The following is a 22,342-nucleotide window of genomic DNA, read 5'->3' as shown; positions in this document are numbered from 1 at the left end:
GTTTACCGTGACGAGTCGGGCACTTTACTGCAAACGTGCGTGAAGGACTCGCGATTTACGGGAGAGTCCGAAGAAAGCGAACGGGGGACCGCAAGTGGTCTAAACCAATTGGGGTCCGATAGGGTTCGTTCTTGAGGTACAAGCCCGCCCCAAGTCGCCGGTCCACGCGGCCGGCGCAACGACGTACGAGGAGATCGGCACAGTGAGCATCCGCGTAGGCGTCAACGGATTCGGCCGCATCGGCCGCAACTTCTGGCGTGCGGTCGCTGCCAGCGGCAAGGACATCGAGATCGTTGCGGTCAACGACCTGACCGACAACGCCACGCTCGCCCACCTGCTCAAGTACGACAGCATCCTCGGCCGCCTGCCGTACGAGGTGAAGAGCAGCGCCGACGAGATCACCGTGGACGGCAAGGCGATCAAGGCCTTCGCCGAGCGCGACCCGGCCAAGCTGCCCTGGGGCGACCTGGGCGTGGACGTGGTCGTGGAGTCCACGGGCTTCTTCACCGACGCGAACAAGGCGCGCGTGCACGCCGAGAACGGCGCCAAGAAGGTCATCATCTCGGCTCCGGCCAAGAACGAGGACTTCACCGTCGTCATGGGCGTCAACCACGACCTCTACGACGCGGCCAACCACACGGTCATCTCCAACGCCTCCTGCACGACCAACTGCCTGGCCCCGATGGCCAAGGTCATCCACGACACCTTCGAGATCAAGAAGGGTCTGATGACCACCATCCACGCCTACACGCAGGACCAGAACCTGCAGGACGCCCCGCACAAGGACCTGCGCCGCGCCCGCGCCGCCGCGCTGAACATCGTGCCGACCTCCACCGGCGCCGCCAAGGCCATCGGCCTGGTGCTGCCGGAGCTCAAGGGCAAGCTCGACGGCTACGCGCTGCGCGTGCCGATCCCCACGGGTTCGGCCACCGACCTGACCGTCGAGGTCGGCCGCGACACCAGCGTCGACGAGGTCAACGCCGCGCTCAAGGCCGCCGCCGAGGGCGCGCTCAAGGGCTTCCTGACCTACACCGAGGACCCGATCGTCTCCTCGGACATCGTCACCGACCCGGCCTCCTGCATCTTCGACGCCGGCCTCACCAAGGTGACCGGCAACCAGGTCAAGGTCGTCGGCTGGTACGACAACGAGTGGGGCTACTCCAACCGCCTCGTCGACCTCATCGAGCTCGTGGGCGCCGACCTGCGATGAAGGACCTGTCTCAGCTCGACGTGAAGGGTCGGCGCGTGCTCGTGCGCGTCGACCTCAACGTCCCCCTCGACGGGGACGTCATCACCGACGACGGCCGCATCCGCGCCTCGCTGCCCACGATCCGCGACCTCGCCGGCCGGGGCGCCAAGGTCGTGGCCTGCGCCCACCTGGGCCGCCCCAAGGGCTCACCGAACCCGAAGTACTCCCTGGCCCCGGTCGCGCGGCGGCTGGGCGAGCTGCTCGGCGCCGACGTGGCCTTCGCCTCCGACGTGGTCGGCGAGTCGGCCCGAGGTGTCGTGGAGGGTCTGCAGGACGGCCAGGTGGCCCTGCTGGAGAACCTGCGCTTCGAGCCGGGCGAGGAGTCCAAGGACGACGCGCAGCGCGAGGAGTTCGCCCGGAAGCTGGCCGATCTGGCCGAGCTCTACGTCGGCGACGGCTTCGGCGCGGTGCACCGCAGGCACGCCAGCGTCTACGACGTGCCCGGGCTCCTGCCGCACGCGGCGGGCGGCCTGATCACGGCCGAGGTCGACGTGCTCCGGCGCCTGACCGAGGACCCGGCCCGGCCGTACGCCGTGGTGCTGGGCGGAGCCAAGGTCTCCGACAAGCTCGGCGTCATCGCCAACCTGCTGACCAAGGTCGACCGCCTGATCGTCGGCGGCGGCATGGCCTACACCTTCCTGAAGGCCCAGGGCTTCGAGGTCGGCAGGTCCCTGCTGCAGGAGGACCAGCTCGACAAGGTGCGCGGCTTCCTCCAGGAGGCGGCCGAGCGCGGGGTGGAGCTCGTGCTCCCGGTCGACGTGCTGGCCGCCACCCACTTCGCCGAGGACGCCGAGTACGAGGTGGTCGACGCCACCGCGATCCCGGCCGACCGGGAGGGGCTGGACATCGGCCCGCGCAGCCGCGAGCTGTTCGCCGCCAAGCTGGCCGACGCCAGGACCGTCTTCTGGAACGGCCCGATGGGCGTCTTCGAGTTCGAGGAGTTCTCCGGGGGAACCCGCGCGGTCGCCGAGGCGTTGATCGGCTCGGAGGCCTTCACCGTCGTCGGCGGCGGCGACTCCGCCGCGGCCGTGCGCCGGCTGGGCCTGCCCGAGGACGGCTTCTCGCACATCTCCACCGGTGGCGGGGCCAGCCTCGAATACCTGGAGGGCAAGACCCTGCCCGGACTCGCCGCGCTGGAGGCGTGAGGGTGGGCCGAGGCAGCCGGCGGGGCACCCCGCACGGGACGAGCGCTCCGCGGAGCGGGCGAGGAGCGGTGGGAGACAGATGACTGCAGGACGCAAGCCTCTCATCGCCGGCAACTGGAAGATGAACCTCAACCACCTCGAGGCCATCGCCACCGTCCAGAAGCTGGCGTTCGCGCTGAACGACAAGGACTTCGACCGGGCCGACGTCGCCGTGCTGCCGCCGTACACCGATCTGCGCAGTGTGCAGACGCTGGTGGACGGCGACAAGCTGCGGATCCTGTACGGCGCGCAGGACCTGTCGCCGTACGACGGCGGCGCCTACACCGGGGAGATCTCCGGGGCGATGCTGGCCAGGCTGGGGTGCACCTTCGTCACGATCGGGCACTCCGAGCGGCGGCAGTACCACCGCGAGGACGACGAGCTGGTCAACGGCAAGGTGCTGGCCGTCTACCGGCACTCGCTCACGCCGATCCTGTGCGTGGGGGAGGGCCTGGAGGTCCGCCGGGCCGGAGGCCACGTGGCGCACAGCGTCGCCCAGCTCGAGGGGGCGCTGCGCAAGGTCCCCGCCGAGCAGGCGGCCTCGATCGTGCTGGCCTACGAGCCGGTCTGGGCCATCGGCACCGGTGAGGTGGCGACCCCGGCCGACGCGCAGGAGGTCTGCGGGGCACTGCGGTCCAGGCTCGCCGAGCTGTACGACGGCGAGGTGGCCGCGGCCGTCCGCATCCTCTACGGAGGATCGGTCAAGTCCGACAACATCGCCGGCATCATGGCCCAGCCCGACGTGGACGGAGCCCTGGTCGGCGGGGCGAGTCTGGACGCGGCCGAGTTCGCCAGGATCTGCCGGTTCGGGGAAACATCCGGCTGAGTGAGCCGTTCGGAGGGTACGACTTGACAGCAGGTCGTACCCTCTTAGAGCAGGTTTGAATCGTCACGCCTCTGGCGTCATACAGGGATCGCGCCCGGACGCGGGTCGCGCACATTAGGAAACAGGTCAACGGTGACAATCGGAATCTCCATCGCCCTCATCCTGTCGAGCATGCTGATGATCTTGCTCGTGCTGCTCCACAAGGGCAAGGGCGGCGGTCTGTCGGATCTGTTCGGCGGCGGGTTCTCGTCGTCGTTCGGTGGCTCCTCCGTGGTGGAGCGCAACCTCGACCGGCTCACCATCATCACCGGGGTGGTCTGGTTCGTGTGCATCATCGCGCTGGGCCTGCTCCTGAAGCCCTGATTCGGCTTGCCGGAAGCATGACAGTGGTACAGCCCTTCCCCGTATCCCGAGCGGGAGGGCCATCGAGCGAGGAGTACATCCGTGGGTAGTGGCAACGCGATCCGTGGCAGCCGTGTCGGCGCCGGCCCGATGGGAGAGGCGGAGCGTGGCGAGGCGGCTCCCCGTGTAAGGGTCCCGTTCTGGTGCGCGAACATGCACGAGACGCGTCCCAGCTTCGCCAGCGACGCGGCCGTCCCGGAGTTCTGGGACTGCCCCCGCTGCGGTCTCCCGGCAGGTCAGGACGAGGCCAACCCGCCTGCTCCTCCTCGTAACGAGCCGTACAAGACGCACCTCGCCTACGTGAAGGAGCGTCGCAGCGACAAGGACGGCGCGCAGATCCTGGCCGAGGCCCTGGAGCGGCTGCGCTCCTCCTCGCGTCCGATCTACTAGCCGTCGAGGCGATCGTGGCCCGGCTCCGGCCGGTTCGCACGCGCGCAGAAGGCCCCCGAAGCGGTGACACCGCCCGGGGGCCTTCTGCGTCGCGGGGCTACCGGTCGACCGCGTCGGCCGTCCCCGCCGTGCCGGTCAGCCGGAGCAGTTCCAGGTCCGCGCGGCGGGGCAGGCTCTCCCAGTCGCCCTGCGCGGTCACCGCGCACGCCCCGGCGGCGCAGGCGGTGGCCAGGCGCCGTTCGGGGGAGGCCCCGCCCAGCCAGTCGGCCAGCCATCCCGCGGCGAAGGCGTCACCGGCCCCCACGGGGTCGAGCTCGGTGACCCGGTACGGCTCGGCGCGCCGTACCTCTCCGTCGGAGAGCTCCAGTGCGCCGCGGGCGCCGAGCTTGACGAGCACGTGGCGCGGTCCCAGCGCGGCGAGGGCCCGGGCCGGCTCGGCGGGGTCCCCGCCCGGGGCGCCCTGCCCGCCGACGAACAGGCGGGCCTCGGCCTCGGTGGCGAACAGCACGTCGGCGGCCTCGACGGTCTCGCGCAGCATGGCGGCGGCCTGATCCGGCGGCCAGAGGGCGCGGCGGTAGTTGACGTCCATCGAGACGGGCACCCCCGCCGCGCGCGCCTCCGCCACCGCGGCCCGAACCGCCTCGCGGGCCGATGCCGAGAGGGCGGGGGTGATCCCCGTGACGTGCAGGACGCGGGCCGAGCGGATCAGCTCCGGATCGAGATCGTCCGGGCAGAGCCGGGAACCCGCACTCGCCGCCCGGTAGTAACGCACGTCCACCGCCTCGGAGGTGCGCCGCCCCTTGACCATCAGACCGGTGGGCGCGTCCGGGTCGACCACCGTCCGGGAGACGTCGACGTGCTCCCCGGCCAGGGTGGAGCGGACCAGCTCGCCGAACTCGTCGGCGCCCACCCGGCCGATCCAGGCCGCCCGCAGGCCCAGCCGGGTGACGCCGATCGCCGCGTTCGACTCGGCGCCGCCCACGCCGAGGTCGAAGTCGCGGGCGTGCCGGAGCAGGCCGGTACGGCGGGCGGTGAACAGGGCCATGGTCTCGCCGAGGGTCACCAGGTCGGTCATCGGGGGGCTCCCAGCTTTCTGGAGATCAGCAGGGCGGCCCGCGCCACCATCGGCCCCAGGTCACGCACCCGCGCGGCGGTGATCCGCGAGGTCAGCCCGGAGACGGAGACGGCGGAGACCGCGCTGTCGTCGTGGTTGAAGATCGGCGCGGCCACGCAGCGGACCTCGGGCTCGTTCTCCCGGTCGTCGACCGCGTAGCCGCGCTGCCGGATCCGGGCCAGCTCACCGCGGAGCCGGTCGGGGTCGGTGATCGTGTGGCGGGTCAGGGCGGGCAGCCCGGCGGCCACGACCCGTTCGACGGCATCCTCCGGCTGCCAGGCGAGGATCGCCTTGCCGACCGCGGTGCAGTAGAGCGGGCTCCGGCTGCCGATCCGGGAGGCCATCCGGACCGTCGCCTCGTTCTCCACCTTGTCGATGTAGACGACGTACGGCGGGTCGTGGACGACCAGGTGGACGGTCTCGCGGACCTGGAGCATCAGCCGGCGCGTCTCCTCCGCGGCCACGGTCCTCAGGTCGAGCGTGGACAGGTAGGCCTGGCCGAGGCGGAGCGTGCCGTGGCCCAGCCGGTAGGCCCCGCTCCTGCGGTCGCGTTCCAGGAGTCCGGCCTCCAGCAGCGGGACGGTCAGGCGCAGCACGGTGCTCTTGGACAGGCCGAGCGCCTCCGCCAGCCGCGACAGCGACAGGCCCTGGCCCGCGCCCGCGTGGTCGCGCACGTACTCCAGTACGGCGAGCGCCCGCCGGAGCGAGGCCGACTGGTTGCGCTCTCCGCCGCCCGTCCTGCTCTGGGCCGGGTCCGCGCCGGGACTCCGGTCGGGGTCGCGGTCCCGGCCGGGAGTCTGCGCCTGCGCCTGGACCTGCGCCTGCACCCGTGCCTGGTCGTGGTCGTGGCTCCGACCGGGGCCAGGGCCGGGGCCGGGGGCGTTCACCGCGGCCTCAGCGGGCGGCCGGGGCGGGCCCCGGTGAGGGCACCGCCCGCCAGCACCGGCACGCCGCCGACCAGAACGTCGTCGATCCCCTCGGCGAGGGTGCGCGGCCGGGAGTAATCGGCGGTGTCGGCCGCCTTCCCCGGATCGACCACCACGAGGTCCGCGGCCATGCCGGGGCGGATCGCCCCCCGGTCCGGCAGCCGGAACCGGCGGGCCGGACCGGTGGACAGGTGCGCGACCGCCTCCTCCCAGGTCCAGTCGCCGAGCTCGCGGACGTGCCGGCCGAGGAAGCGGGCGAAGGCGCCGAAGGCCCGGGGATGAGGGTGGCCGCCGATGTGGATGGCGTCGGAGCCGCCCAGGTGGGCGGGGTGGCGCAGCAGCAGCCGCAGGGAGGCGTCGTCGTTGCCGGGCGGCTGGGCGAACACGCAGCTGGCGGCCAGCCCGGTCGCGACCAGCAGGTCCGCGCAGAAGTCGGCCGGTCCGCGCCCGGCTTCGGCCGCGGCCTCGGCCAGGGTCCTGCCCTCGGTCCAGGCGAACTCGGCGGAGGGGACGTGCGCGAGCACGGCGCGCCGCCAGAGCGTGGGATCGGTTTCACGGGCCAGGCGGCGCCGTACCGCGGGATCGTGCAGGAGCGCCACCGTGCGGTCCAGGTCGGGGCGGGCGGTCCCGTCCCCGGTCCCGCCGGGCGCCCCGCGGCCGGGGCCGAGGGAGGCGGGGCCGTCGAGGTCGCGGGGGAGGGCGACCATCGCCAGGATGCTGAACCCGCTGAGGTAGGGATAGCTGTCGAAGGTCACGTCCAGGCCCGCAGCGAGGGCGCGGTCGACCATCCCGGCGAGCCGTTCGCCCGGACCGTGGTAGTGGGAGACGTGCAGCGCGACCCCGGCCCGCTCGGCGATCGCCCGCGCCTCGGCCATGCCCGTGGCGGCGGCCTCCTCGTATCCCCGCATGTGGGTCACGTAGGGCAGACCGGCCCGGGCGACGGGCGCGCACAGCGCGGCGAGCTCGGCGGCGTCGCCGTACCGTCCGGGGACGTACTCCAGGCCGCTGGACAGGCCCGCGGCCCCGTCCTCCAGCCCCTGCTCCACCAGGCGGAGCATCGCCGCCGGATCGCCGGAGGCCGCGTGGCGGACGGTCCCGTGCGGGACGAGGTAGACGGTGTTGAGGGCGGTCGCGCGGTCGTAGGTGGACAGCAGGTCCGCCACGCTCACCGGCCCGCCGTCCAGTGCCGGATGAGCACCGTTGATCGCGGCGAAGTAGCGGGTGACGAAGCGCAGCGTCTCGGGATCGGAGGGGGCGAAGGAGAGGCCGTCCTGCCCGAGCACGAACGTCGTGACGCCCTGCCGGAGCGCCGCCAGCTGCACACCGGGGTCGAGCACGGTCGCGTCGCCGTGGACGTGGGCGTCGATGAAGCCGGGGACCACCAGCCGCCCGGCGGCGTCGACCGTGGCCGCGGCGGGACGGGCGCCCCCGGAGGACAGGTCGCCGACCGCCTCGATCCGGCCGTCGCGGACGCCGACGTCGGCGGGGTACGGCGGGGCGCCGGTGCCGTCCACCACCCGGCCGCCCGTGATGAGCACGTCGAACACGGTGGACACGGTAGAGGGCCCGTGCACGTGGTACCACATTCGCGGCACGGCGTTGTGCAATGCACAACACGTCGAGAGAAGCCTTCCGCTCACCGCCACCGTCCGGAGTCGCAGGGGGGACCGCGGCTTCCGGACGGGAGCCCGCCTTCTCGCCCGGCGGGGACTCGCGTAGGTTGTCAGCCGGAACGGACGCGAGGAAAAGGCGGGACAGCATGTCGGCGGAGCGGTTGACCGAGCTCAGGAGCGAGTTCTCCGCCATCGACACCGATGGCGACGGTTTCATCACGGAAGGGGAGCTCGCCGGGCGCTTCCCGGACCTCCCCGCGGAGGCGATCGGCTCGCTGAACCGCGACGCCGACTCCGACGGCGACGGGCGGTTCTCCTTCGAGGAGTTCGTCAGGCTGATGTCCCGGGACTGACGACCCGCCGCAGGCGCGGGGCGCCCGGCCGGACCGCCGACCGGGCGGCTCCCGACCGGGCCGCGGGTCCCGGACCCGAACGGAGGGCGCGGCCCGGACGGTCGTCCGGGCCGCGCCCTCCGGGAGGCCCTGGAGTCCGGGATGCCCGGAATCGGAGCCGTCCGGTCGGCGGTCCGACCGGGGAACCGGGGATCCGAGGCCGTCCTCACCTCCTCCTGAGTTCGGCCTCCTCCATCACATCGGCCGCCGCGTCGCCCATCAGCCTGCCGGACAGGTCGGCCAGCACGCGGCCGGCGGCCAGTTCGTCGCCGATGTCCGGCACCGGGCGGTCGGTCGGGTTGCGCCGGGCGTACTCGACGCTCTCGTACCTGCGGCCGTCGGGGATGTCCAGCACGGCCTGGGCCGAGGTGACCCGGTCGTTGTCGTCCTCGACGATGGTGATCTCTACGTTCCACTGCTTGGTCTGCATGGTGCTTCCCTCCTCGTGGGCGGTGCTTCTTCCGAGGTCCCGCTGGAACGGTGAATTCCCTTGCGCAGCCATTTACGTGAAATATGGCTTTCGTGCGGGTTTGTACCCGATTGCGGCATACTTCTACCTTGGCTTCCCGATTCGGCGGGGGATGGCCGGACTCGGTGCAATTGGATCTTTATCGGGACTCCCGGTAGCGTGCCCGAGGCCGCCCGGCACCCCGGCCGCGGCCGGGAGCCCGACGATCGCCATCTGTGGAGGAAACGCACGCATGAATGCCGGAAGCCGCCAGCCCCTGCGCATGCTCGTCACCGGAGGCGGGACCGGCGGTCACACCTACCCCGCGCTGACCACCGTCGCCACCGTCCGCGAGCAGGCCGCAGCGCACGGGTACGACCTGGACGTGCTCTGGGTGGGTACGGCGAGCGGCCTGGAGGCCCGCATCGCGGCCGAGAACGGCATCCCCTTCCGCGCGATCAAGACGGGGAAGCTGCGGCGTTCGCCGAACCCCAGGGAACTGCTGGCCAACCTCGCCGACATGTTCCGCATCCCGGTGGGGATCCTCCAGGCCTTCGGCATCGCCGCCCGCTACCGGCCGGACGTGGTGCTGTCCACGGGCGGGTACGTCTGCGTGCCGCTGGGACTGGCCTCCCGGATGCTCCGCCGTCCGCTCGTGATGCACGAGCAGATCACCGCGCTCGGCCTGGCCAACCGCATCCTGGCGCGCTTCGCCACCCGGATCGCGCTCACCCACCCCTCGTCGGTGGAGCACCTGCCCGCTCCGGCCCGGGAGCGGGCGGCCGTCACCGGCAACCCGGTCCGGCCCCACCTGCTGCGCGGGAACGCCCCGTCCGGCCGCTGGCACTTCGGCTTCTCGCCGGAGGTGCCCCTGGTGTACGTCACCGGAGGGGCGCAGGGCAGCCGCCAGATCAACACGCTGATCGAGGAGATCCTGCCCTCGCTGCTGGAGCGGGCGCAGGTGCTCCACCAGTGCGGCCCCGGCTGGATCGACCAGCTCACCCGGACCGCCGAGGGCCTTCCCGAGCACCTGCGGGAGCGTTACCGCCCCGTCCCCTACGTCGGCGAGGAACTGGCCGACGTGCTGGCCGCGGCCGACGTCGTGGTCTCCCGCAGCGGGGCCGGCGCCGTCGCCGAGCTGACCGCGGTGGGCAAGCCGTCCGTGCTCGTCCCCCTGGTGCCCTCCGCCGGGGACGAGCAGCGCCAGAACGCCCGCTACCTGGCGGAGTCCGGAGCGGCCCGGGCGCTCCTGGAGAACGGTCCCGAGCCGGAGCGGCTGCTCGCCGAGCTCGACGCCCTCCTGACGGACCCGCGGCTGCGCGCCGACATGTCGAAGGCGGCCAAGTCGCTCGGCCGGGTCGACGCCGCCGGGGCTCTGGCCGGGATGGTCCTGGAGGAGGCGGGGGTCTTCGGGTTCAGGTGACCGGGGTCGCGGCCGCCGGAAAATGTCGGTGGCGGGGGGCATGCTGGTGGTGTGAGCCCAAGCTGGACGATTCGAGGAGTCCGCGCGATCCCACCGGGTCCCGCGGCCTCCGGGGAGAGAGGCACACGATGCCCGCCACCACGATGAGCATGTCCGACCTGGCCGACGTCCTGTTCGCCTCCACGCTGCAGGCTTCGGACGATCCCTCGCCGGAGCAGGTGCGCGCCGCGATCGAGGACCGGCTGCGGGTCTGCCGGCACGACATCGCCGACTGCGTGGCCTGCGTGGCGCAGGAGGCCGGAGACCATCCGGAGACCTACCGCGAGCGGATGCGCTGGGCGCTGCACGTGGTCGACCGGGTCGACCCGGCCACCCTCGTCGGAGCCTGACCGGTTCCCGGCGCCGATCCTTCCCGGTGGCCGCTCCGCGGGAGCGGTACTGACCACCGGGAGGCATGGGCGCCGGGCATGGATGAAATGAGGTCCTGTCATGTGCCGGAGCATCAAGACCCTTCGGGAGCCCTACGCCAGCGACGTGACCGGTGAGGACGTGCACGCCGCCGCCCTCCAGTACGTCCGCAAGATCTCCGGGTTCCGCTCCCCGTCCGCGCGCAACGCCGAGGCGTTCGAGCGCGCGGTGGCCGCCGTCGCCGCCGCCACGGAGGCGCTCCTGGAGGACCTCGAGCTCAGGCGGCCGCCCCGGAGCCGGCCGCGGTCCTGACGCCCGCCGTGCCACCTGGTGTCGGCCGCGGTCCTGACGCCCGCCGTGCCACCTGGTGTCGGCCGCGGTCCTGACGCCCGCCGTACCCCGAGCCCGCGGTCGACGCGCTCCGGCGGAGGGACCGAGATCCTGGCGGGTCCCGGCATCGCGCCGGGACCCGGTACGGCGGGCGAGACCAGACGCCGTGGGATCAGACGCCGCGCCTCATCGACCGGGTGCCCAGTGCCAGGCCCGCGGCGGCGACGGCGCAGGCCGAGAGCGCGCCGTACAGCACCGGCGCGTCGGTGAACCGGCCGGAGAACAGCGCCCGCTCGGCCTCCACGATGTAGGTGACGGGGTTGAACGCGGCGGCGACCTGCAGCCACGCCGGGCCGAAGTCCATCGGCAGCAGCATGCCCGACAGCAGTAGGAGCGGGAACATCACCAGCTGGGTGACCCCGTAGAACAGCTCGCCGCCGGGCTGGGAGGCGATCGCCAGCGCGAACGAGAGCGCACCCAGCCCGATCCCGAACACGGCCAGCAGCACCAGCCCGGCCAGCACCCCGGCGAAGTGGGGCCGGAAACCCAGCGGCACCGCCAGGGCGATGATCAGCAGGGCCTGCGCCAGCAGGATCGCGAACTCCTTCAGGGTCCGGCCGACCAGCATCGCCGTCCGGTTCAGCGGAGTGACCATCATCCGCTCCAGCGAGCCGCCGATCAGCTCGACCAGGAGGTTGTACCCGGCCATCATCGGCCCGGACAGGCACATCATGACCAGGATGCCGGGCACGAACCACTGCCACGGGGAACCCCCGCCCGCCCCGCCGAACCCCGGCGTGCCCGCCAGCAACGGGCCGAACAGGAAGAGGAAGAGGAGGGGCTGGCCCATGGTGAACAGCAGGCCGAGGGGCTCGCGCGGCACGGGCGCGAACTCCCGGGAGAAGACGGTCGCGGTGTCACGGGCGAATCGCAGGTCCATGTCAGGCCTTTCCTGAGGGGTGGGAGCGGCCGCGGTGTTCTCCGGGTGGGAGCGGCGGTCGGGTCTCCTGAGCGGGAGCGGGAGCGGGGGTCGGGTCTCCTGAGCGGGAGCGGGAGCGGCCGCCGTGTTCTCCGGGTGGGAGCGGGAACGGGGGTCGGGTCTCCTGAGCGGGGCCCGGTCTCCCGGGCGGGAGCGGGCGCCGGGCGTCGCCGCGGGCGGCGGGCCGTGGGGTCGGAAGGCTCACGCGGCGGCGCCCTCGCCGTCGCCCTCCCGCAGCGTGCGGCCGGTGAGGGCGAGGAACACGTCGTCCAGCGTGGGGCGGGAGGCCACGGCGGTGGCGGCCTTCACCCCGGCCGCCTCCAGGGCCCGCAGATACTCCGGCAGGGCGGTGTCCGCGCGGGGCACCCGGAGCCGCACGGTCACCCCCTCGGCGCTCACCCCGTCCGGCGCGGCGATCCGCCCGGCGACGGCGGCCGCCCGCGCGGTGTCGGCGGCGTCGTGGACGGTGACCGTGACCTGGTCGCCTGCCAGGTCGTTCTTGAGCCGGGCGGCGGTCCCGTCGGCGATGATCCGGCCGTGGTCGATGACCACCACCCGCTCGGCCATGGTGTCGGCCTCCTCCAGGTAGTGGGTGGTCAGCAGGATCGTCGTGCCGTACTCCGCGCGCAGCCGCAGGATGTGCTCCCAGACGTCGGCGCGGCTCTGCGGGTCCAGCCCGGTCGTCGGCTCGTCCAGGAACAGCAGGCCGGGCCGGTGGACGAGTCCCAGGGCGATGTCGAGGCGGCGGCGCTGCCCGCCGGAGAGCGTGCCGGGCCTGCGCGCGGCCAGCGGCCGGAGCTCCAGGCGGTCGAGCACCTCGTCGGCCCGCCGGTCGGCCTCGGCGCGGGTGAGGCCGTAGCAGCGGCCCTGGGTCACCAGTTCGTCGCGGACGCGGAAGTTCTCGCCGGCGCCGTTCTTCTGCCCGACGTAGCCGATGCGGGCGCGCACCCCGGCGGGGTCCGCCACGACGTCGCGGCCCGCCACTGTGGCGGTCCCCGACGTGGGCGGCAGCAGGGTGGTCAGCATGCGCAGGGTGGTGGACTTCCCGGCCCCGTTCGGGCCGAGGACGGCGACGAGCCGACCGGCCTCCACGTCGAGGTCGATGCCGCGCACGGCGTCGACGGTCTCCCGCTTGACTTCGAATTTCCGGGTGAGTCCTCGGGCATGGATCATGATCCCCTCCTCGGGGCGGAGCGCGGACGGTTCGGGCGGGCTGCGGGCACGCCGAAGAGACCCCGGACGGGGGCTCGGCGGTGATGGGTTCATCTTCAGCCAGGGCATTCGGGTCTGGCAAACGTGAAATGTACATTCATATTTGCTCTGACCTGCGGAAACGTCTTCGTGTAGAAGGTCCGGGCAGAGAGGGCGGAGATGTTTCTCCACGGCGCGGAGCCCCGCTGAGGTGGGGTTTTCCGGCCGGTTCGGTGATGGTCCGGAAAATATTCCGGTCGCCGGTCACCGGTCGCCGGTCGCCGGTCGCCGGTCGCCGGTCGCCGGTCGCCGGTCGCCGGTCGCCGGTCGCCGGTCGCCGGTCGCCGGTCGCCGGTCGCCGGTCACCGGTCACTGGTCACCAGGACCCAGGACCCAGGACCCAGGAGCGGTGGCTCTGAGGCCCAAGGCCGGGGCGGCGGTCGGGGTCCGTCGGCGGTCGCCGGTCCACCGCGGAAACAGAGGCGGCCCCCGCATCCGGCGGTGATGTACGGGAGCACTGGACAGCGCGTCGTTCTCATGATCGAATTTCCCGGCCGCCGGATGAAAACCTTTTCCCGGCCCCTCCCCGCCAGTGACACGAGAGACCCCCATGACTCCAGCGCTAGAGATCGTCGGCCTGACCAAGACCTTCGGCGAGAAGGTCGCCGCCGACCACGTCGACCTGACCGTCCCGCCGGGTTCCTTCTACGGGCTGGTCGGCCAGAACGGCGCCGGCAAGACCACCACGCTGTCCATGGCCACCGGCCTGCTCCGCCCCGACGGCGGCAGCGCCCGGATCTTCGGCGCGGACGTCTGGTCCGACCCCTCCCGCGCCCTGTCGATGGTCGGCGTACTGCCCGACGGCCTGGCGATGCCGGAGCGGCTGACCGGCCGGGAGGTGCTCACCTATCTCGGCCTGCTGCGGGGACTGGCCAAGGACGTCGTCGCCGCCCGCGCGCAGGAACTGCTGTCGGTGCTGGAACTCGACCGGGCCGAGAAGACCCTGGTGATCGAGTACTCCACGGGCATGCGCAAGAAGATCGGGCTGGCGGCGGCACTGCTGCACGCCCCGCGACTGCTCGTGCTGGACGAGCCCTTCGAGGCCGTCGACCCCGTCTCGGCGGCCACGATCAAGACCATCCTGCGGGGGTTCGTCGCGGGAGGCGGGTCCATCGTGCTGTCCAGCCACGTCATGGCCCTGGTCGAGCAGCTCTGCGACCACGTCGCGGTGATCGACCAGGGCAGGGTCGCCGCCGCCGGGCCGCTGGAGCAGGTCCGGGGCGACCGCTCCCTGGAGGACACCTTCGTCGGGCTCGTCGGCGCGTCCGACACCGGGTCGAGGGGGCTGTCGTGGCTGTCGCGCTGACCGTTCCCCGGACCATGGCCGCGATGAAGCTGGCCGTGCTGCGCAACTCGATGAGCGGGCAGAAGGCCGGTTCCATCGTGATGGGCGGAGTGCTCGGGCTCGTCCTGGCGGGCGGCACGCTGTACGCCGCGTTCCAGAGCGGGGACCTGCTCGCCGCGGCCTACGCGGTCTGGATGCTCGGCTGGATCTTCGGTCCGGTCTTCGCCGGAGGCGGCGACGAGACGCTCCGCCCCGAGTACTTCACCTCGCTCGGTCTCCCGCCGCGCCGCCTGGCGACGGGCCTGCTGGTCTCCGCCTTCGTCGGGGTCGCGCCCGCGATCAGCCTGCTGGCCCTGTCCGGGCTGGTCGTCTTCGGGGTACGGCAGGGCCCGGCGGCCGTGCCGGTCGCGCTGCCCGCGATGCTCCTGCAACTGGCGGTATTCGTCCTGCTGTCGCGGGTGGCGGTCGCCGTGATGGGCCTGGCCCTGCGCTCGCGCGCGGGCGCGGTCGGCGCCGGCCTGGTCAACGGCGCGATCCTGGCGGCGCTCGGCCAGGGCTGGGTCTTCGCGGTCGCGCTGGGACAGACGGGCGGGATCCCGGCCGGGGCGTCCGCGGCGGTGCGCTACCTGCCGTCCGGCTGGGGGCTGGCCGCGGTCGAGGCCGCCGGAACCGGGGCCTGGGGCCGCGCGGGCCTCGCACTGGGCGCGCTCGCGGCGCTCGTCGCGCTGCTGCTGGCCGCCTGGGCCGCGCTGCTGGCCCGGCGCGCGGGTTCGGTCAAGGCGTCCGCCCGGGGCCGGCGCCCGATGACCGCCGCCACCGCGACGGGCGCCGTGGTGGCCAAGGAACTGCGGACCTGGTCGCGTGACCTGGTCCGGACCCACCAGCTGACCTTCGCCGTCGCCTACGGCGTCTTCTTCGCCGCGGCCCCGCTGGTCCTGGGCTGGACCGCCATGCTGCCCTGGGCCGGGCCGATCTTCATCGTCATGGCCGCCGCGATGTCGGCCAACCTCTACGGCGTCGACGGCACCGCGCTCTGGCTGACCCTGCTCTCCCCGGGCGCGGCCGACGTGCGGGGCAGGCAGCTGGCCTGGTTGCTGGTCGTCGGGCCGGTGGCCGCCGCGCTGGCCCTGGGCCTCACCTCCGTGACCGGCGGGCCCTGGCCCATGGTGCTCGCGCTCACCGCCGCGCTGCTCGGCGGCGCCGCCGGGATCGTGCCGCTGATCGCGGTCTACGCGCTCGTGCCCGGCATCGACCCGCACCGGCGGGGCAACAACCCGCTGCGCTCCAGCGAGGACGACGGCGCGATGACCGGCCTGGCCTACGCCGTACTGGTCCTGGTGGCGCTCACCGGGGCCCCGGCGGCGGTGGCGGCCGCGCTGTACGGCTGGGCGGGCGTCGCCGTCGGCGTGGCGACCGGCGGCCTGTGCCTGTGGGGCTTCGGGCTGCTCGCTCAGCGGCGGCTGCACGCCCAGGGACCCGAACTGCTGCACACGATGCGGACGGGCAAGCGGCCCGCGGCCAAGCCGGGGAGCTGGGCGAAGTTCGACGACCTGCCGAAGCGCGAGCAGATCATCACGGCCCTCTGCTGGTCGGTCGGCGCGATCCCGCTGTTCCCGCAGGGCATCGTGGCGGGCTTCCTCAAGGCCAACGGGACCGAGGACCGGAGCTGGTTCCTCGCGCTCCACATGCCCGAAGGGCTCCAGTGGCCGGTGATCGTCTTCATGGTCCTGCTCGGTCTCGGCGTCTACGGCCTGGGCCTGTGGATCCCCTACCGCCGCCGCACGCGCTGACGGGCCCCCGGGCCCGTCCCGGTCACCACCACCGGCCGGTGCGCACGTCGACGTGGTCGCTGCCGCTCCGGGCGGCCAGACGCGACGCGTCCCCGTTGTAGACGGCCTGCCAGTGGCCGTCCCCGGCGGCCCGGAACGTCCGGCGGAAGGTGCCGTGGGAGGAGGTCACGGCGGTGCCCGCCGTCCGCCAGACGGCGGAGCCGAGCGGCCGGAACCTGATCAGGACCCGCTGCCCGGCGACGGCGCGCCGGGTGCCGGCGGCCAGGCGCAGGGTGCCGGAGACCGTGAGCTTCCGGCCCTTCCCGACCGGCTCGGGACCGGCGTTCAGCGAGGAGACGCGGGTGGCGGCCCTGACCGCCTTGCGCACGGGCGCCTGCACGGGGGCCTTGGGGAGCGCGTTCACGGGAGCCTTCACGGGCGCCTTCACCGGGGCCGGGGTGCTCCGGCCGGTGGCCAGCAGCTTCAGCTGCTCGTAGGTGCCGTTGAAGACGTTCTGGTCGCCGGGGAAGACGCCGGAGTCCGCGTGCTGCCAGATCGCGTGGGCCGTCCAGCCCGCCGGGAGGGCCCCGACGGCCGAGGCGTAGCGGGCGAGCCAGAGCGGGTGGTCGCCGAAGGCGGCGCTGCCGCCGGTGCAGGTCTGCCACCAGTAGGTGTTGGTGTAGACGGCGGGCCGCCGGCCGGCCAGGGCGAGGTAGCGGTCGCTGAAGTCGCGGATCCAGCTCACCATCCGGGCGGGGGACAGGCCGTAGCACATGTCCAGGCCGTTGGAGGACTGGTACGGGTTGAACTCGATGTCGAGCACGCCCGGCAGGGTCCAGCCGTCGGGGGTCCAGCCGCCGCCGTTGCGGAAGAAGTAGTCGGCCTGGGCGGCGCCGCCGGACTTGTGCGGCAGGGCGAAGTGGTAGGCGCCCCTGATCAGGCCGGCCTGCCGGGCCCCGTGGTACTGCTCGGCGTAGCGGGGGTTGCGGTAGGTGGTCGACTCGGTGGCCTTGACGTAGGCGAATCGTGCTCCGTCCCGGTACACCGCGGGCCAGGACACGCCGGGCTGGTGCGAGCTGACGTCCAGCCCCCGGACACCGGGCGGCACCGGCGCGGCGGCGACCGGCGCACCGGCCCGTGCGGAGAGCTGCCCGGCGGTGTGCGCGGTGTGCGCGGTGTGCGCGGTGGCTCGCGTGGCGACCGGTCCGGTGGTGTGCGCGGCGGCCCGTGCGGTGGCGGGTGCGCCACCGGGTACGGCGGCGGCCGCCGGGGGCGCGGTGGTGGAGGAGGCGAGGGCGACGGCCAGGCCGCCGCCGAGGAGGAGTCGGGGGAGGCGTTCCATTCGTCCTGTCCCTCACGGGACGCCGTACGCCGTCCCGGGTGGACGGACGCCTGCGGCGTCGGCTTCCTCCTGCCGATCGGCGGCTCGCGGGTCCGGGTGAGGGTTCGGCCCTGTGGTGCAGGTCACTTCACGGCGCCGGATCCGGTCGTTCCGACGCCGCACCGGGGAAGGCGCCCGTCCCTCCGCGTCGATCGTTTCCGTGTCGGCCGTTTCCGTGTCGGCCGGTCTTGTCGCCGTTCCTACGCGCCGACCGGTCTTCGTCCGCGCCTCACACGGCGACGACGACCTTGCCGGCCGCGCGGCCGCTCCTCAGGTGCAGGAGCGCCTCCGGGAGTTCGCCCAGCGGGTACGTCCGGTCGACGACCGGTGTGATCTTCCCGCTCTCCAGGAGCTCTCCCAGCAGCCGGAGGTCTTCCTCCCGCCCCGTCGACATCAGTCCGCGCAGGTTCTGGCCCACGAACGGCGAGAGCATCACCGCCCGGAGCTGGCGGCCCGCGCCCTGCGTCCACCGGCCGCCTCCCCGGCCGCTCCCGCCGGAGCCGACGATGACGAGGGTCCCCCGGGGGGTGAGGAGCCGCCGGAGGCGCGACAGCGAGCGGTGCCCGCCGGTGTCGAGGACGAGGTCGTAGCGGCGCGACCCGTCCGCGACGTCCTCGCGGGTGTGGTCGACGACCTCGTCCGCGCCGATGGACCGGACCAGGCCCGTCTTGGCCGTGCTGCACACGCCGGTGACGTGCGCGCCGAACGTCCTGGCCAGCTGCACCGCGAACGTCCCCACGCCGCCGCCCGCCCCGATGACCAGCACCCGCTGCCCGGCGCGGATCCCGCCGGCGTCGCGGAGCCCCTGGAGGGCGGCGAAGGCGGAGGTCGGGACCGCCGCGGCCTGCTCGAACGTGAGGTTCGCGGGCTTGGGCGCGAGCCTGGCCTGCGGAGCGCACGCGTACTCGGCGAGGGCGCCGTCGCAGGTGCCGAACACCTCGTCGCCGGGCCGGAACCGGGTGACGCGCTCGCCGACCGCCTCGACGGTCCCCGCGACGTCCAGGCCCGGGACGGGGACCTTCGGCCGGAGCAGCCCGAAGCCCGCGAGGCGGATGAGGTACGGCAGGCCCGTGACGAGCTGCCAGGTGCCCTGGTCGATGCCCGCCGCGCGGACCCGCACGAGCACGTCGCCGGGTCCGGCGACCGGTCTGCCGACGTCGCGGAGCTCGAGCCGGTCGGGCGGGCAGTAGGCGTACCGGACCATCGCCTTCATCGCCTTCATCGTCGTCACGTCGTCCGCGGTCTCGCCCTCCATGCTGTGCCCTCCAGGTCGAGGGGCCGGGTCGCGGGCCGGGAGCCGTCCGGGACGGACGCGAAGCAGGCCGCTCACAGAGCCGGTCTTGAGCACCGGCGCCGATCCGCAGACGTATCCCGCCGCGCGGACCCTTGCCCCATGTAAAACAGAGCTGACATCAATGAAGGTAAAGTACGGTGGACATGATGTCAAAGATTATTTACTTCTCCCGCTCCTCGGCCTTCTCGTCGTCCGGATGTCGCCGAGCCAGGTGAGCCGCCCTCGCATCCGCGCGTGGGCGGGCTCCCGTCGCTCTCAGCCCCGCCCGGCGCCTTTCTGCGCCTTCAACTTCTTCAGCTTCAGTTGCGCCGCCTTGGCCTTCGCCGCCGCTGCCGCTTTCGCCTTCGCCGCTGCCGCCGCCTTGGCCTTCGCCGCCGCCGCTGCTTTCGCCTTCGCCGCCGCCTTCGCGTCCGGCTCGGACTTCGGCTTGGGTGCGGGCTTGGGCTTCGCCGGGGGAGCCGGGGCCGGCGCGGGAGTGGCCGGCACCGGAGTCGTGGGGGCGGTGGGGGCGCAGGCGTCCATCAGCACCGACACGGCGTTGGCGGAGATGTTCGCGATCGCCGCGTCCTTGCGGCCGTCGCCGTCGAAGTCACCGGTCACGATCTGCTGGGGAGCGTTTCCCGGGTGGTAGGTGACGGCGCTCGCGAAGGTGCCGTCGCCGTTGCCCGGCAGTACCAGGAGGTGGCCCGGATCGAAGGGGCCCGGCTGCCGCGTCGTCGCCAGGAGGTCGGCGTCGCCGTCGCCGTCGACGTCGTCGGCCAGGACGTCCTCCGGCTGCGCTCCCAGGACGTGGTCGGGCCCTGGCTGGAAGGTGCCGTCGCCGACGCCGGTCAGCACCGACACCCCACCGTAGATCGACGCCGCGAGCAGGTCGGTGGTGCCGTCGCCGTCGACGTCGGCCATGGTGAGGTGCCGGTACTGCGCGCCCCCGGCGTAATAGGTGACCACGGGGTGGAAGGCGCCGTCGCCGACGCCGCGCCGTACCCCGACGTAGCGGCTCCCGCCCATGGAGCCGTCGACGGCGAATGCGAGGTCGATGCGGCCATCGGTGTCGAAGTCGCCGGTCACGACCGCCTGCGTGCTGGTCGAGGCGTGGTTGACGGCCGGGCCGAAGGTGCCGTCGCCGTTGCCGGGCATGACCCACAGGCCGGTGGAGGGGACCACGACGGCCAGGTCGGTGCGGCCGTCGCCGTTGACGTCGGCGGCGGTGATGTCCGTGGAGGTGGCACCGCTCAGGGTGAGGGTGACGGCCGGGTCGAAGGTGCCGTCGCCGTTGCCGAGCAGGGTGTGGACGCGGGCGGCGTATCCGTCGGTCACGGCCAGGTCGGTGTGGCCGTCGGCGTTGAAGTCGTGCGTGACGACGTGCCTCGGGCCCGGTGCGACGGTGGTGTCGGCGGCCGGCTGGAAGGTGCCGTCGCCGTCGCCCAGCAGGACCGAGACGGAGTCCTCGTTGGCGTTGGCGGTGACGATGTCGGTGCGGCCGTCACCGTTGAGGTCGGCCGTGGCCAGGGACAGGGGACCGGTCCCGGTGGCGTGGTCGACCGGGGAGGTGAAACCCACCGGGCACAGGACGGGGGCTGCGGCGTGGGCGGGGGCGGCGACGCCCGCCGCGGCCCCGGAGGCGAGCACGAGCGTGCCGAGCAGGGAGGCCGTACGGCGCCGGGCGTTCGTGCCGGGCGACGCGGGGTGGGGCGAATACATGAGGGAGCTCCTCCGTGAGCCGTGATGTCCGGCGTGCGGCCCGCCGAGGGCACGACATGCACGCCGAGTGCTGATGCCTCTTCTCATCGGCGGCCGGTGGCGGGGCGTGAGTCCTCAGGCCGTCCCCGGGCGGTGCTCTGCGACACAGGGAGGGGGAGCACACTATGGACTGACAAATATTGAAATCTGTCATCCCATAGTACATAGTGATCGTGCAAGCGGATCCCGTACCGACCATCTCCAAGGAGCACACCGTGCACGACCGCACCCTCGGCGCCTCCGGTCCCGTCGTCTCCGCCCTCGGCCTCGGCTGCATGGGCATGTCCGCCCTCTACGGAGAGGCGGACCGGACCGAGTCCGTCGCCACCATCCACGCCGCCCTCGACGCCGGCGTCACCCTGCTGGACACCGGCGACTTCTACGGGATGGGCCACAACGAGCTGCTCATCGGCGAGGCCCTGCGCACCGCCGGGACCGGCGCTCGCGACCGGGCGGTCCTCAGCGTCAAGTTCGGCGCCCTGCGCGACGCCGGCGGCGGCTGGAACGGCTACGATGGCCGCCCCGCCGCGGTGAAGAACTTCCTGGCCTACACGCTGCAGCGGCTGGGCACCGACCACGTCGACGTCTACCGCCTCTCCCGCCTCGACCCGGCCGTGCCCGTCGAGGAGACCGTCGGCGCCATCGCCGAGGAGGTCGAGGCCGGCCGCGTGCGCCACATCGGCCTGTCCGAGGTCGGCGCGGAGACCATCCGGCGGGCCGCCGCCGTGGCCCCCATCGCCGACCTGCAGATCGAGTACTCCCTGTTCTCCCGCGACATCGAGGCGGAGACCCTGCCCGTCTGCCGGGAGCTCGGCATCGGCGTCACCGCGTACGGCGTGCTCTCCCGCGGCCTGCTCGGCGGCCACTGGACCCGGGACCGCGCCCTCGCCCCCGGCGACTTCCGCGGCCTGAGCCCGCGCTTCTCCGGCGAGAACCTCGACCGCAACCTCGCCCTGGTCGAAGCCCTGCGCGCGACCGCCGAGCAGAAGGGTGTTACGGTGGCGCAGGCCGCCATCGCCTGGGTGCTCTCGCGCGGCGAGGACATCGTCCCCCTGGTCGGCGCCCGCCGCCGCGACCGCCTCGCCGAGGCCCTGGGAGCCGTCGACGTCGCCCTCGACGCCGTCGCCCTCGACGCCGTCGACCTGGCCGCGATCGAGGACGCGGTCGCCGGGACCCGATACCCGGAGGCGCTGATGGCCCACCTGGACAGCTGACGGCGCTGAGAGGACACGATGGCCGCGGGTGCACTGACCGCCGAGGAGATCCTGGCCGCCACCGAGGGCGTCCTGCGCCGCTACGGCCCGGCCAAGGCCACCGTGGTCGACGTGGCCAGGGCCCTCGGGGTCAGCCACGGCAGCGTGTACCGGCACTTCCCCACCAAGGCGGCGCTGCGCGCCGCGGTCACCCGGCGCTGGCTCGACCGCAACCACGCGGGACTGGCCGAGCTCGCCGCCGAGGACTCCCCGGCCCCCGAGCGGCTGCGCCGCTGGCTGGCGGCCCTGTTCGAGGCCAAGCGGCGCAAGGCCCTCGACGACCCGGAGCTCTTCGCCACCTACACCGTGCTCGCCGGTGAGAGCGACACCGTGGTCGGCGAGCACATCGACGCCCTGCTCGGCGAGATCGCCCTGATCATCGCCGACGGCGTCGCGCAGGGCGCGTTCGCCCCGTGCGATCCGCAAGTCACCGCGCGCGCGGTGCTGGACGCGACCGGCCGCTTCCACAACCCGCTCTACGCCGCCGAATGGTCCGCCCCGGAGATCGACACCGCCTTCGGCGCGGTCTGCTCACTGGTGCTCGCGGGCCTGCGGGCGACCGGCTGACGGCACGAGCCCGAGACCCGCGGGCCTGCGGGCCTGTGGACCCGCGGACCTGCAGGCCTGTGGGTCCGCGAGCCTGCAGGCCTGTGGGTCCGCAGGCCCGCGGGTTGCGGTCGTGCGG

At 73.3% G+C, this 22,342-nt stretch carries 22 protein-coding genes; 13 read left to right on the top strand and 9 right to left on the bottom strand.

Annotated features, from left to right (window positions below; all coding sequences use genetic code 11):
- Window positions 1-202 precede the first annotated feature (202 nt).
- The 5 genes from gap to IEZ06_RS25370 all read left to right on the top strand — a co-directional run bounded on the left by gap (window position 203) and on the right by IEZ06_RS25370 (window position 4,051).
- A complete protein-coding gene (gap, locus tag IEZ06_RS25390; RefSeq protein ID WP_189239192.1) occupies window positions 203-1,210 on the top strand; it encodes a type I glyceraldehyde-3-phosphate dehydrogenase in 1,008 nt (335 codons plus the stop codon).
- A complete protein-coding gene (locus tag IEZ06_RS25385; protein WP_189239191.1) occupies window positions 1,207-2,394 on the top strand; it encodes a phosphoglycerate kinase in 1,188 nt (395 codons plus the stop codon). Before gap ends, IEZ06_RS25385 begins: the two co-directional genes overlap by 4 nt.
- 79 nt (window positions 2,395-2,473) lie before the next feature.
- Complete coding sequence (gene tpiA / locus IEZ06_RS25380) at window positions 2,474-3,259, top strand: triose-phosphate isomerase (RefSeq protein WP_189239190.1); 786 nt, start codon at window positions 2,474-2,476, stop codon at window positions 3,257-3,259.
- Between the two features lie 132 nt (window positions 3,260-3,391).
- A complete protein-coding gene (gene secG / locus IEZ06_RS25375; RefSeq protein ID WP_068899030.1) occupies window positions 3,392-3,622 on the top strand; it encodes a preprotein translocase subunit SecG in 231 nt (76 codons plus the stop codon).
- Between the two features lie 81 nt (window positions 3,623-3,703).
- Window positions 3,704-4,051: an RNA polymerase-binding protein RbpA gene (locus IEZ06_RS25370; RefSeq protein WP_012892502.1), complete on the top strand. Its 348-nt coding sequence runs from the start codon at window positions 3,704-3,706 to the stop codon at window positions 4,049-4,051.
- Between the two features lie 97 nt (window positions 4,052-4,148).
- On the opposite strand, the gene IEZ06_RS25365 is transcribed toward IEZ06_RS25370, so the two are convergent.
- From IEZ06_RS25365 to IEZ06_RS25355, 3 genes are read right to left on the bottom strand one after another with little or no spacing between them, the layout of a single operon-like run.
- Window positions 4,149-5,126 (bottom strand): sugar kinase, encoded by a 978-nt coding sequence (locus IEZ06_RS25365; RefSeq protein WP_189239189.1) that lies wholly within the window; start codon window positions 5,124-5,126, stop codon window positions 4,149-4,151.
- Entirely contained in the window at window positions 5,123-6,052 is a 930-nt protein-coding gene (locus IEZ06_RS25360; RefSeq protein WP_307811752.1) for an IclR family transcriptional regulator, read from the bottom strand. The genes IEZ06_RS25365 and IEZ06_RS25360 overlap by 4 nt, the downstream gene beginning before the upstream one ends.
- Window positions 6,049-7,638 (bottom strand): N-acyl-D-amino-acid deacylase family protein, encoded by a 1,590-nt coding sequence (locus tag IEZ06_RS25355; RefSeq protein WP_229798654.1) that lies wholly within the window; start codon window positions 7,636-7,638, stop codon window positions 6,049-6,051. Before IEZ06_RS25355 ends, IEZ06_RS25360 begins: the two co-directional genes overlap by 4 nt.
- A 212-nt stretch (window positions 7,639-7,850) precedes the next feature.
- On the opposite strand from IEZ06_RS25355, the gene IEZ06_RS25350 reads away from it, so the two are divergent.
- Complete coding sequence (locus IEZ06_RS25350) at window positions 7,851-8,057, top strand: EF-hand domain-containing protein (protein ID WP_189239188.1); 207 nt, start codon at window positions 7,851-7,853, stop codon at window positions 8,055-8,057.
- 205 nt (window positions 8,058-8,262) lie between these two features.
- Here IEZ06_RS25350 and IEZ06_RS25345 read toward each other — a convergent pair whose 3' ends face one another.
- Complete coding sequence (locus IEZ06_RS25345) at window positions 8,263-8,526, bottom strand: dsRBD fold-containing protein (protein WP_068899040.1); 264 nt, start codon at window positions 8,524-8,526, stop codon at window positions 8,263-8,265.
- A 271-nt stretch (window positions 8,527-8,797) separates the two neighbouring features.
- On the opposite strand from IEZ06_RS25345, the gene IEZ06_RS25340 reads away from it, so the two are divergent.
- From IEZ06_RS25340 to IEZ06_RS25330, 3 genes are all read left to right on the top strand, one after another.
- On the top strand, window positions 8,798-9,967 hold the full coding sequence (locus tag IEZ06_RS25340) for a UDP-N-acetylglucosamine--N-acetylmuramyl-(pentapeptide) pyrophosphoryl-undecaprenol N-acetylglucosamine transferase (RefSeq protein ID WP_189239187.1): 1,170 nt from the start codon (window positions 8,798-8,800) through the stop codon (window positions 9,965-9,967).
- A gap of 128 nt (window positions 9,968-10,095) precedes the next feature.
- The gene (locus IEZ06_RS25335; protein ID WP_189239186.1) at window positions 10,096-10,356 is read left to right on the top strand and encodes a hypothetical protein; all 261 of its coding nucleotides are present in this window, start codon (window positions 10,096-10,098) and stop codon (window positions 10,354-10,356) included.
- A 100-nt stretch (window positions 10,357-10,456) separates the two neighbouring features.
- Window positions 10,457-10,687: a DUF2277 domain-containing protein gene (locus IEZ06_RS25330; protein ID WP_189239185.1), complete on the top strand. Its 231-nt coding sequence runs from the start codon at window positions 10,457-10,459 to the stop codon at window positions 10,685-10,687.
- A 190-nt stretch (window positions 10,688-10,877) separates the two neighbouring features.
- Here the strand turns inward: IEZ06_RS25330 and IEZ06_RS25325 are convergent, their stop codons facing one another.
- Entirely contained in the window at window positions 10,878-11,645 is a 768-nt protein-coding gene (locus IEZ06_RS25325; protein ID WP_189239184.1) for an ABC transporter permease, read from the bottom strand.
- 240 nt (window positions 11,646-11,885) lie between these two features.
- Entirely contained in the window at window positions 11,886-12,857 is a 972-nt protein-coding gene (locus IEZ06_RS25320; RefSeq protein ID WP_189239183.1) for an ATP-binding cassette domain-containing protein, read from the bottom strand.
- Window positions 12,858-13,485: 628 nt separating this feature from the next.
- Between IEZ06_RS25320 and IEZ06_RS25315 the strand changes: the two genes are divergently transcribed.
- Window positions 13,486-14,241 (top strand): ABC transporter ATP-binding protein, encoded by a 756-nt coding sequence (locus tag IEZ06_RS25315; protein ID WP_189239182.1) that lies wholly within the window; start codon window positions 13,486-13,488, stop codon window positions 14,239-14,241.
- Window positions 14,226-16,010 (top strand): hypothetical protein, encoded by a 1,785-nt coding sequence (locus IEZ06_RS25310; RefSeq protein WP_189239181.1) that lies wholly within the window; start codon window positions 14,226-14,228, stop codon window positions 16,008-16,010. The genes IEZ06_RS25315 and IEZ06_RS25310 overlap by 16 nt, the downstream gene beginning before the upstream one ends.
- 22 nt (window positions 16,011-16,032) lie before the next feature.
- On the opposite strand, the gene IEZ06_RS36645 is transcribed toward IEZ06_RS25310, so the two are convergent.
- The 3 genes from IEZ06_RS36645 to IEZ06_RS25295 all read right to left on the bottom strand — a co-directional run bounded on the left by IEZ06_RS36645 (window position 16,033) and on the right by IEZ06_RS25295 (window position 20,365).
- Window positions 16,033-17,331 (bottom strand): lysozyme, encoded by a 1,299-nt coding sequence (locus tag IEZ06_RS36645; RefSeq protein ID WP_203872167.1) that lies wholly within the window; start codon window positions 17,329-17,331, stop codon window positions 16,033-16,035.
- Between the two features lie 268 nt (window positions 17,332-17,599).
- Entirely contained in the window at window positions 17,600-18,625 is a 1,026-nt protein-coding gene (locus tag IEZ06_RS25300) for an NAD(P)-dependent alcohol dehydrogenase (protein WP_229798652.1), read from the bottom strand.
- Between the two features lie 294 nt (window positions 18,626-18,919).
- On the bottom strand, window positions 18,920-20,365 hold the full coding sequence (locus tag IEZ06_RS25295) for an FG-GAP repeat domain-containing protein (protein ID WP_189239180.1): 1,446 nt from the start codon (window positions 20,363-20,365) through the stop codon (window positions 18,920-18,922).
- Between the two features lie 254 nt (window positions 20,366-20,619).
- Here IEZ06_RS25295 and IEZ06_RS25290 point away from each other — a divergent pair, with 254 nt between their 5' ends.
- A complete protein-coding gene (locus tag IEZ06_RS25290; RefSeq protein ID WP_189239179.1) occupies window positions 20,620-21,618 on the top strand; it encodes an aldo/keto reductase in 999 nt (332 codons plus the stop codon).
- Window positions 21,619-21,636: 18 nt separating this feature from the next.
- Entirely contained in the window at window positions 21,637-22,224 is a 588-nt protein-coding gene (locus IEZ06_RS25285; RefSeq protein ID WP_189239178.1) for a TetR/AcrR family transcriptional regulator, read from the top strand.
- Window positions 22,225-22,342 lie beyond the last annotated feature (118 nt).

Origin of the sequence: Planomonospora antibiotica, assembly GCF_014647955.1 — a bacterium.
GTDB classification, from domain to species: domain Bacteria; phylum Actinomycetota; class Actinomycetes; order Streptosporangiales; family Streptosporangiaceae; genus Planomonospora; species Planomonospora parontospora.
Note: the sequence above shows the minus strand (reverse complement) of the source record. Positions and strands in the feature narration are given on the sequence as shown.

What these genes read in the sequence shown, in the direction of transcription:
- IEZ06_RS25295 (WP_189239180.1), bottom strand. Translation starts at nt 20,365, where the DNA reads ATGTATTCGCCCCACCCCGCGTCGCCCGGCACGAACGCCCGGCGCCGT.
- IEZ06_RS25300 (WP_229798652.1), bottom strand. Translation starts at nt 18,625, where the DNA reads ATGGAGGGCGAGACCGCGGACGACGTGACGACGATGAAGGCGATGAAG.
- IEZ06_RS25385 (WP_189239191.1), top strand. Translation starts at nt 1,207, where the DNA reads ATGAAGGACCTGTCTCAGCTCGACGTGAAGGGTCGGCGCGTGCTCGTG.
- IEZ06_RS25315 (WP_189239182.1), top strand. Translation starts at nt 13,486, where the DNA reads ATGACTCCAGCGCTAGAGATCGTCGGCCTGACCAAGACCTTCGGCGAG.
- IEZ06_RS25320 (WP_189239183.1), bottom strand. Translation starts at nt 12,857, where the DNA reads ATGATCCATGCCCGAGGACTCACCCGGAAATTCGAAGTCAAGCGGGAG.
- IEZ06_RS25350 (WP_189239188.1), top strand. Translation starts at nt 7,851, where the DNA reads ATGTCGGCGGAGCGGTTGACCGAGCTCAGGAGCGAGTTCTCCGCCATC.
- IEZ06_RS25285 (WP_189239178.1), top strand. Translation starts at nt 21,637, where the DNA reads ATGGCCGCGGGTGCACTGACCGCCGAGGAGATCCTGGCCGCCACCGAG.
- IEZ06_RS25325 (WP_189239184.1), bottom strand. Translation starts at nt 11,645, where the DNA reads ATGGACCTGCGATTCGCCCGTGACACCGCGACCGTCTTCTCCCGGGAG.
- IEZ06_RS25330 (WP_189239185.1), top strand. Translation starts at nt 10,457, where the DNA reads ATGTGCCGGAGCATCAAGACCCTTCGGGAGCCCTACGCCAGCGACGTG.
- IEZ06_RS25365 (WP_189239189.1), bottom strand. Translation starts at nt 5,126, where the DNA reads ATGACCGACCTGGTGACCCTCGGCGAGACCATGGCCCTGTTCACCGCC.
- tpiA (WP_189239190.1), top strand. Translation starts at nt 2,474, where the DNA reads ATGACTGCAGGACGCAAGCCTCTCATCGCCGGCAACTGGAAGATGAAC.
- IEZ06_RS36645 (WP_203872167.1), bottom strand. Translation starts at nt 17,331, where the DNA reads ATGGAACGCCTCCCCCGACTCCTCCTCGGCGGCGGCCTGGCCGTCGCC.
- IEZ06_RS25345 (WP_068899040.1), bottom strand. Translation starts at nt 8,526, where the DNA reads ATGCAGACCAAGCAGTGGAACGTAGAGATCACCATCGTCGAGGACGAC.
- IEZ06_RS25335 (WP_189239186.1), top strand. Translation starts at nt 10,096, where the DNA reads ATGCCCGCCACCACGATGAGCATGTCCGACCTGGCCGACGTCCTGTTC.
- IEZ06_RS25340 (WP_189239187.1), top strand. Translation starts at nt 8,798, where the DNA reads ATGAATGCCGGAAGCCGCCAGCCCCTGCGCATGCTCGTCACCGGAGGC.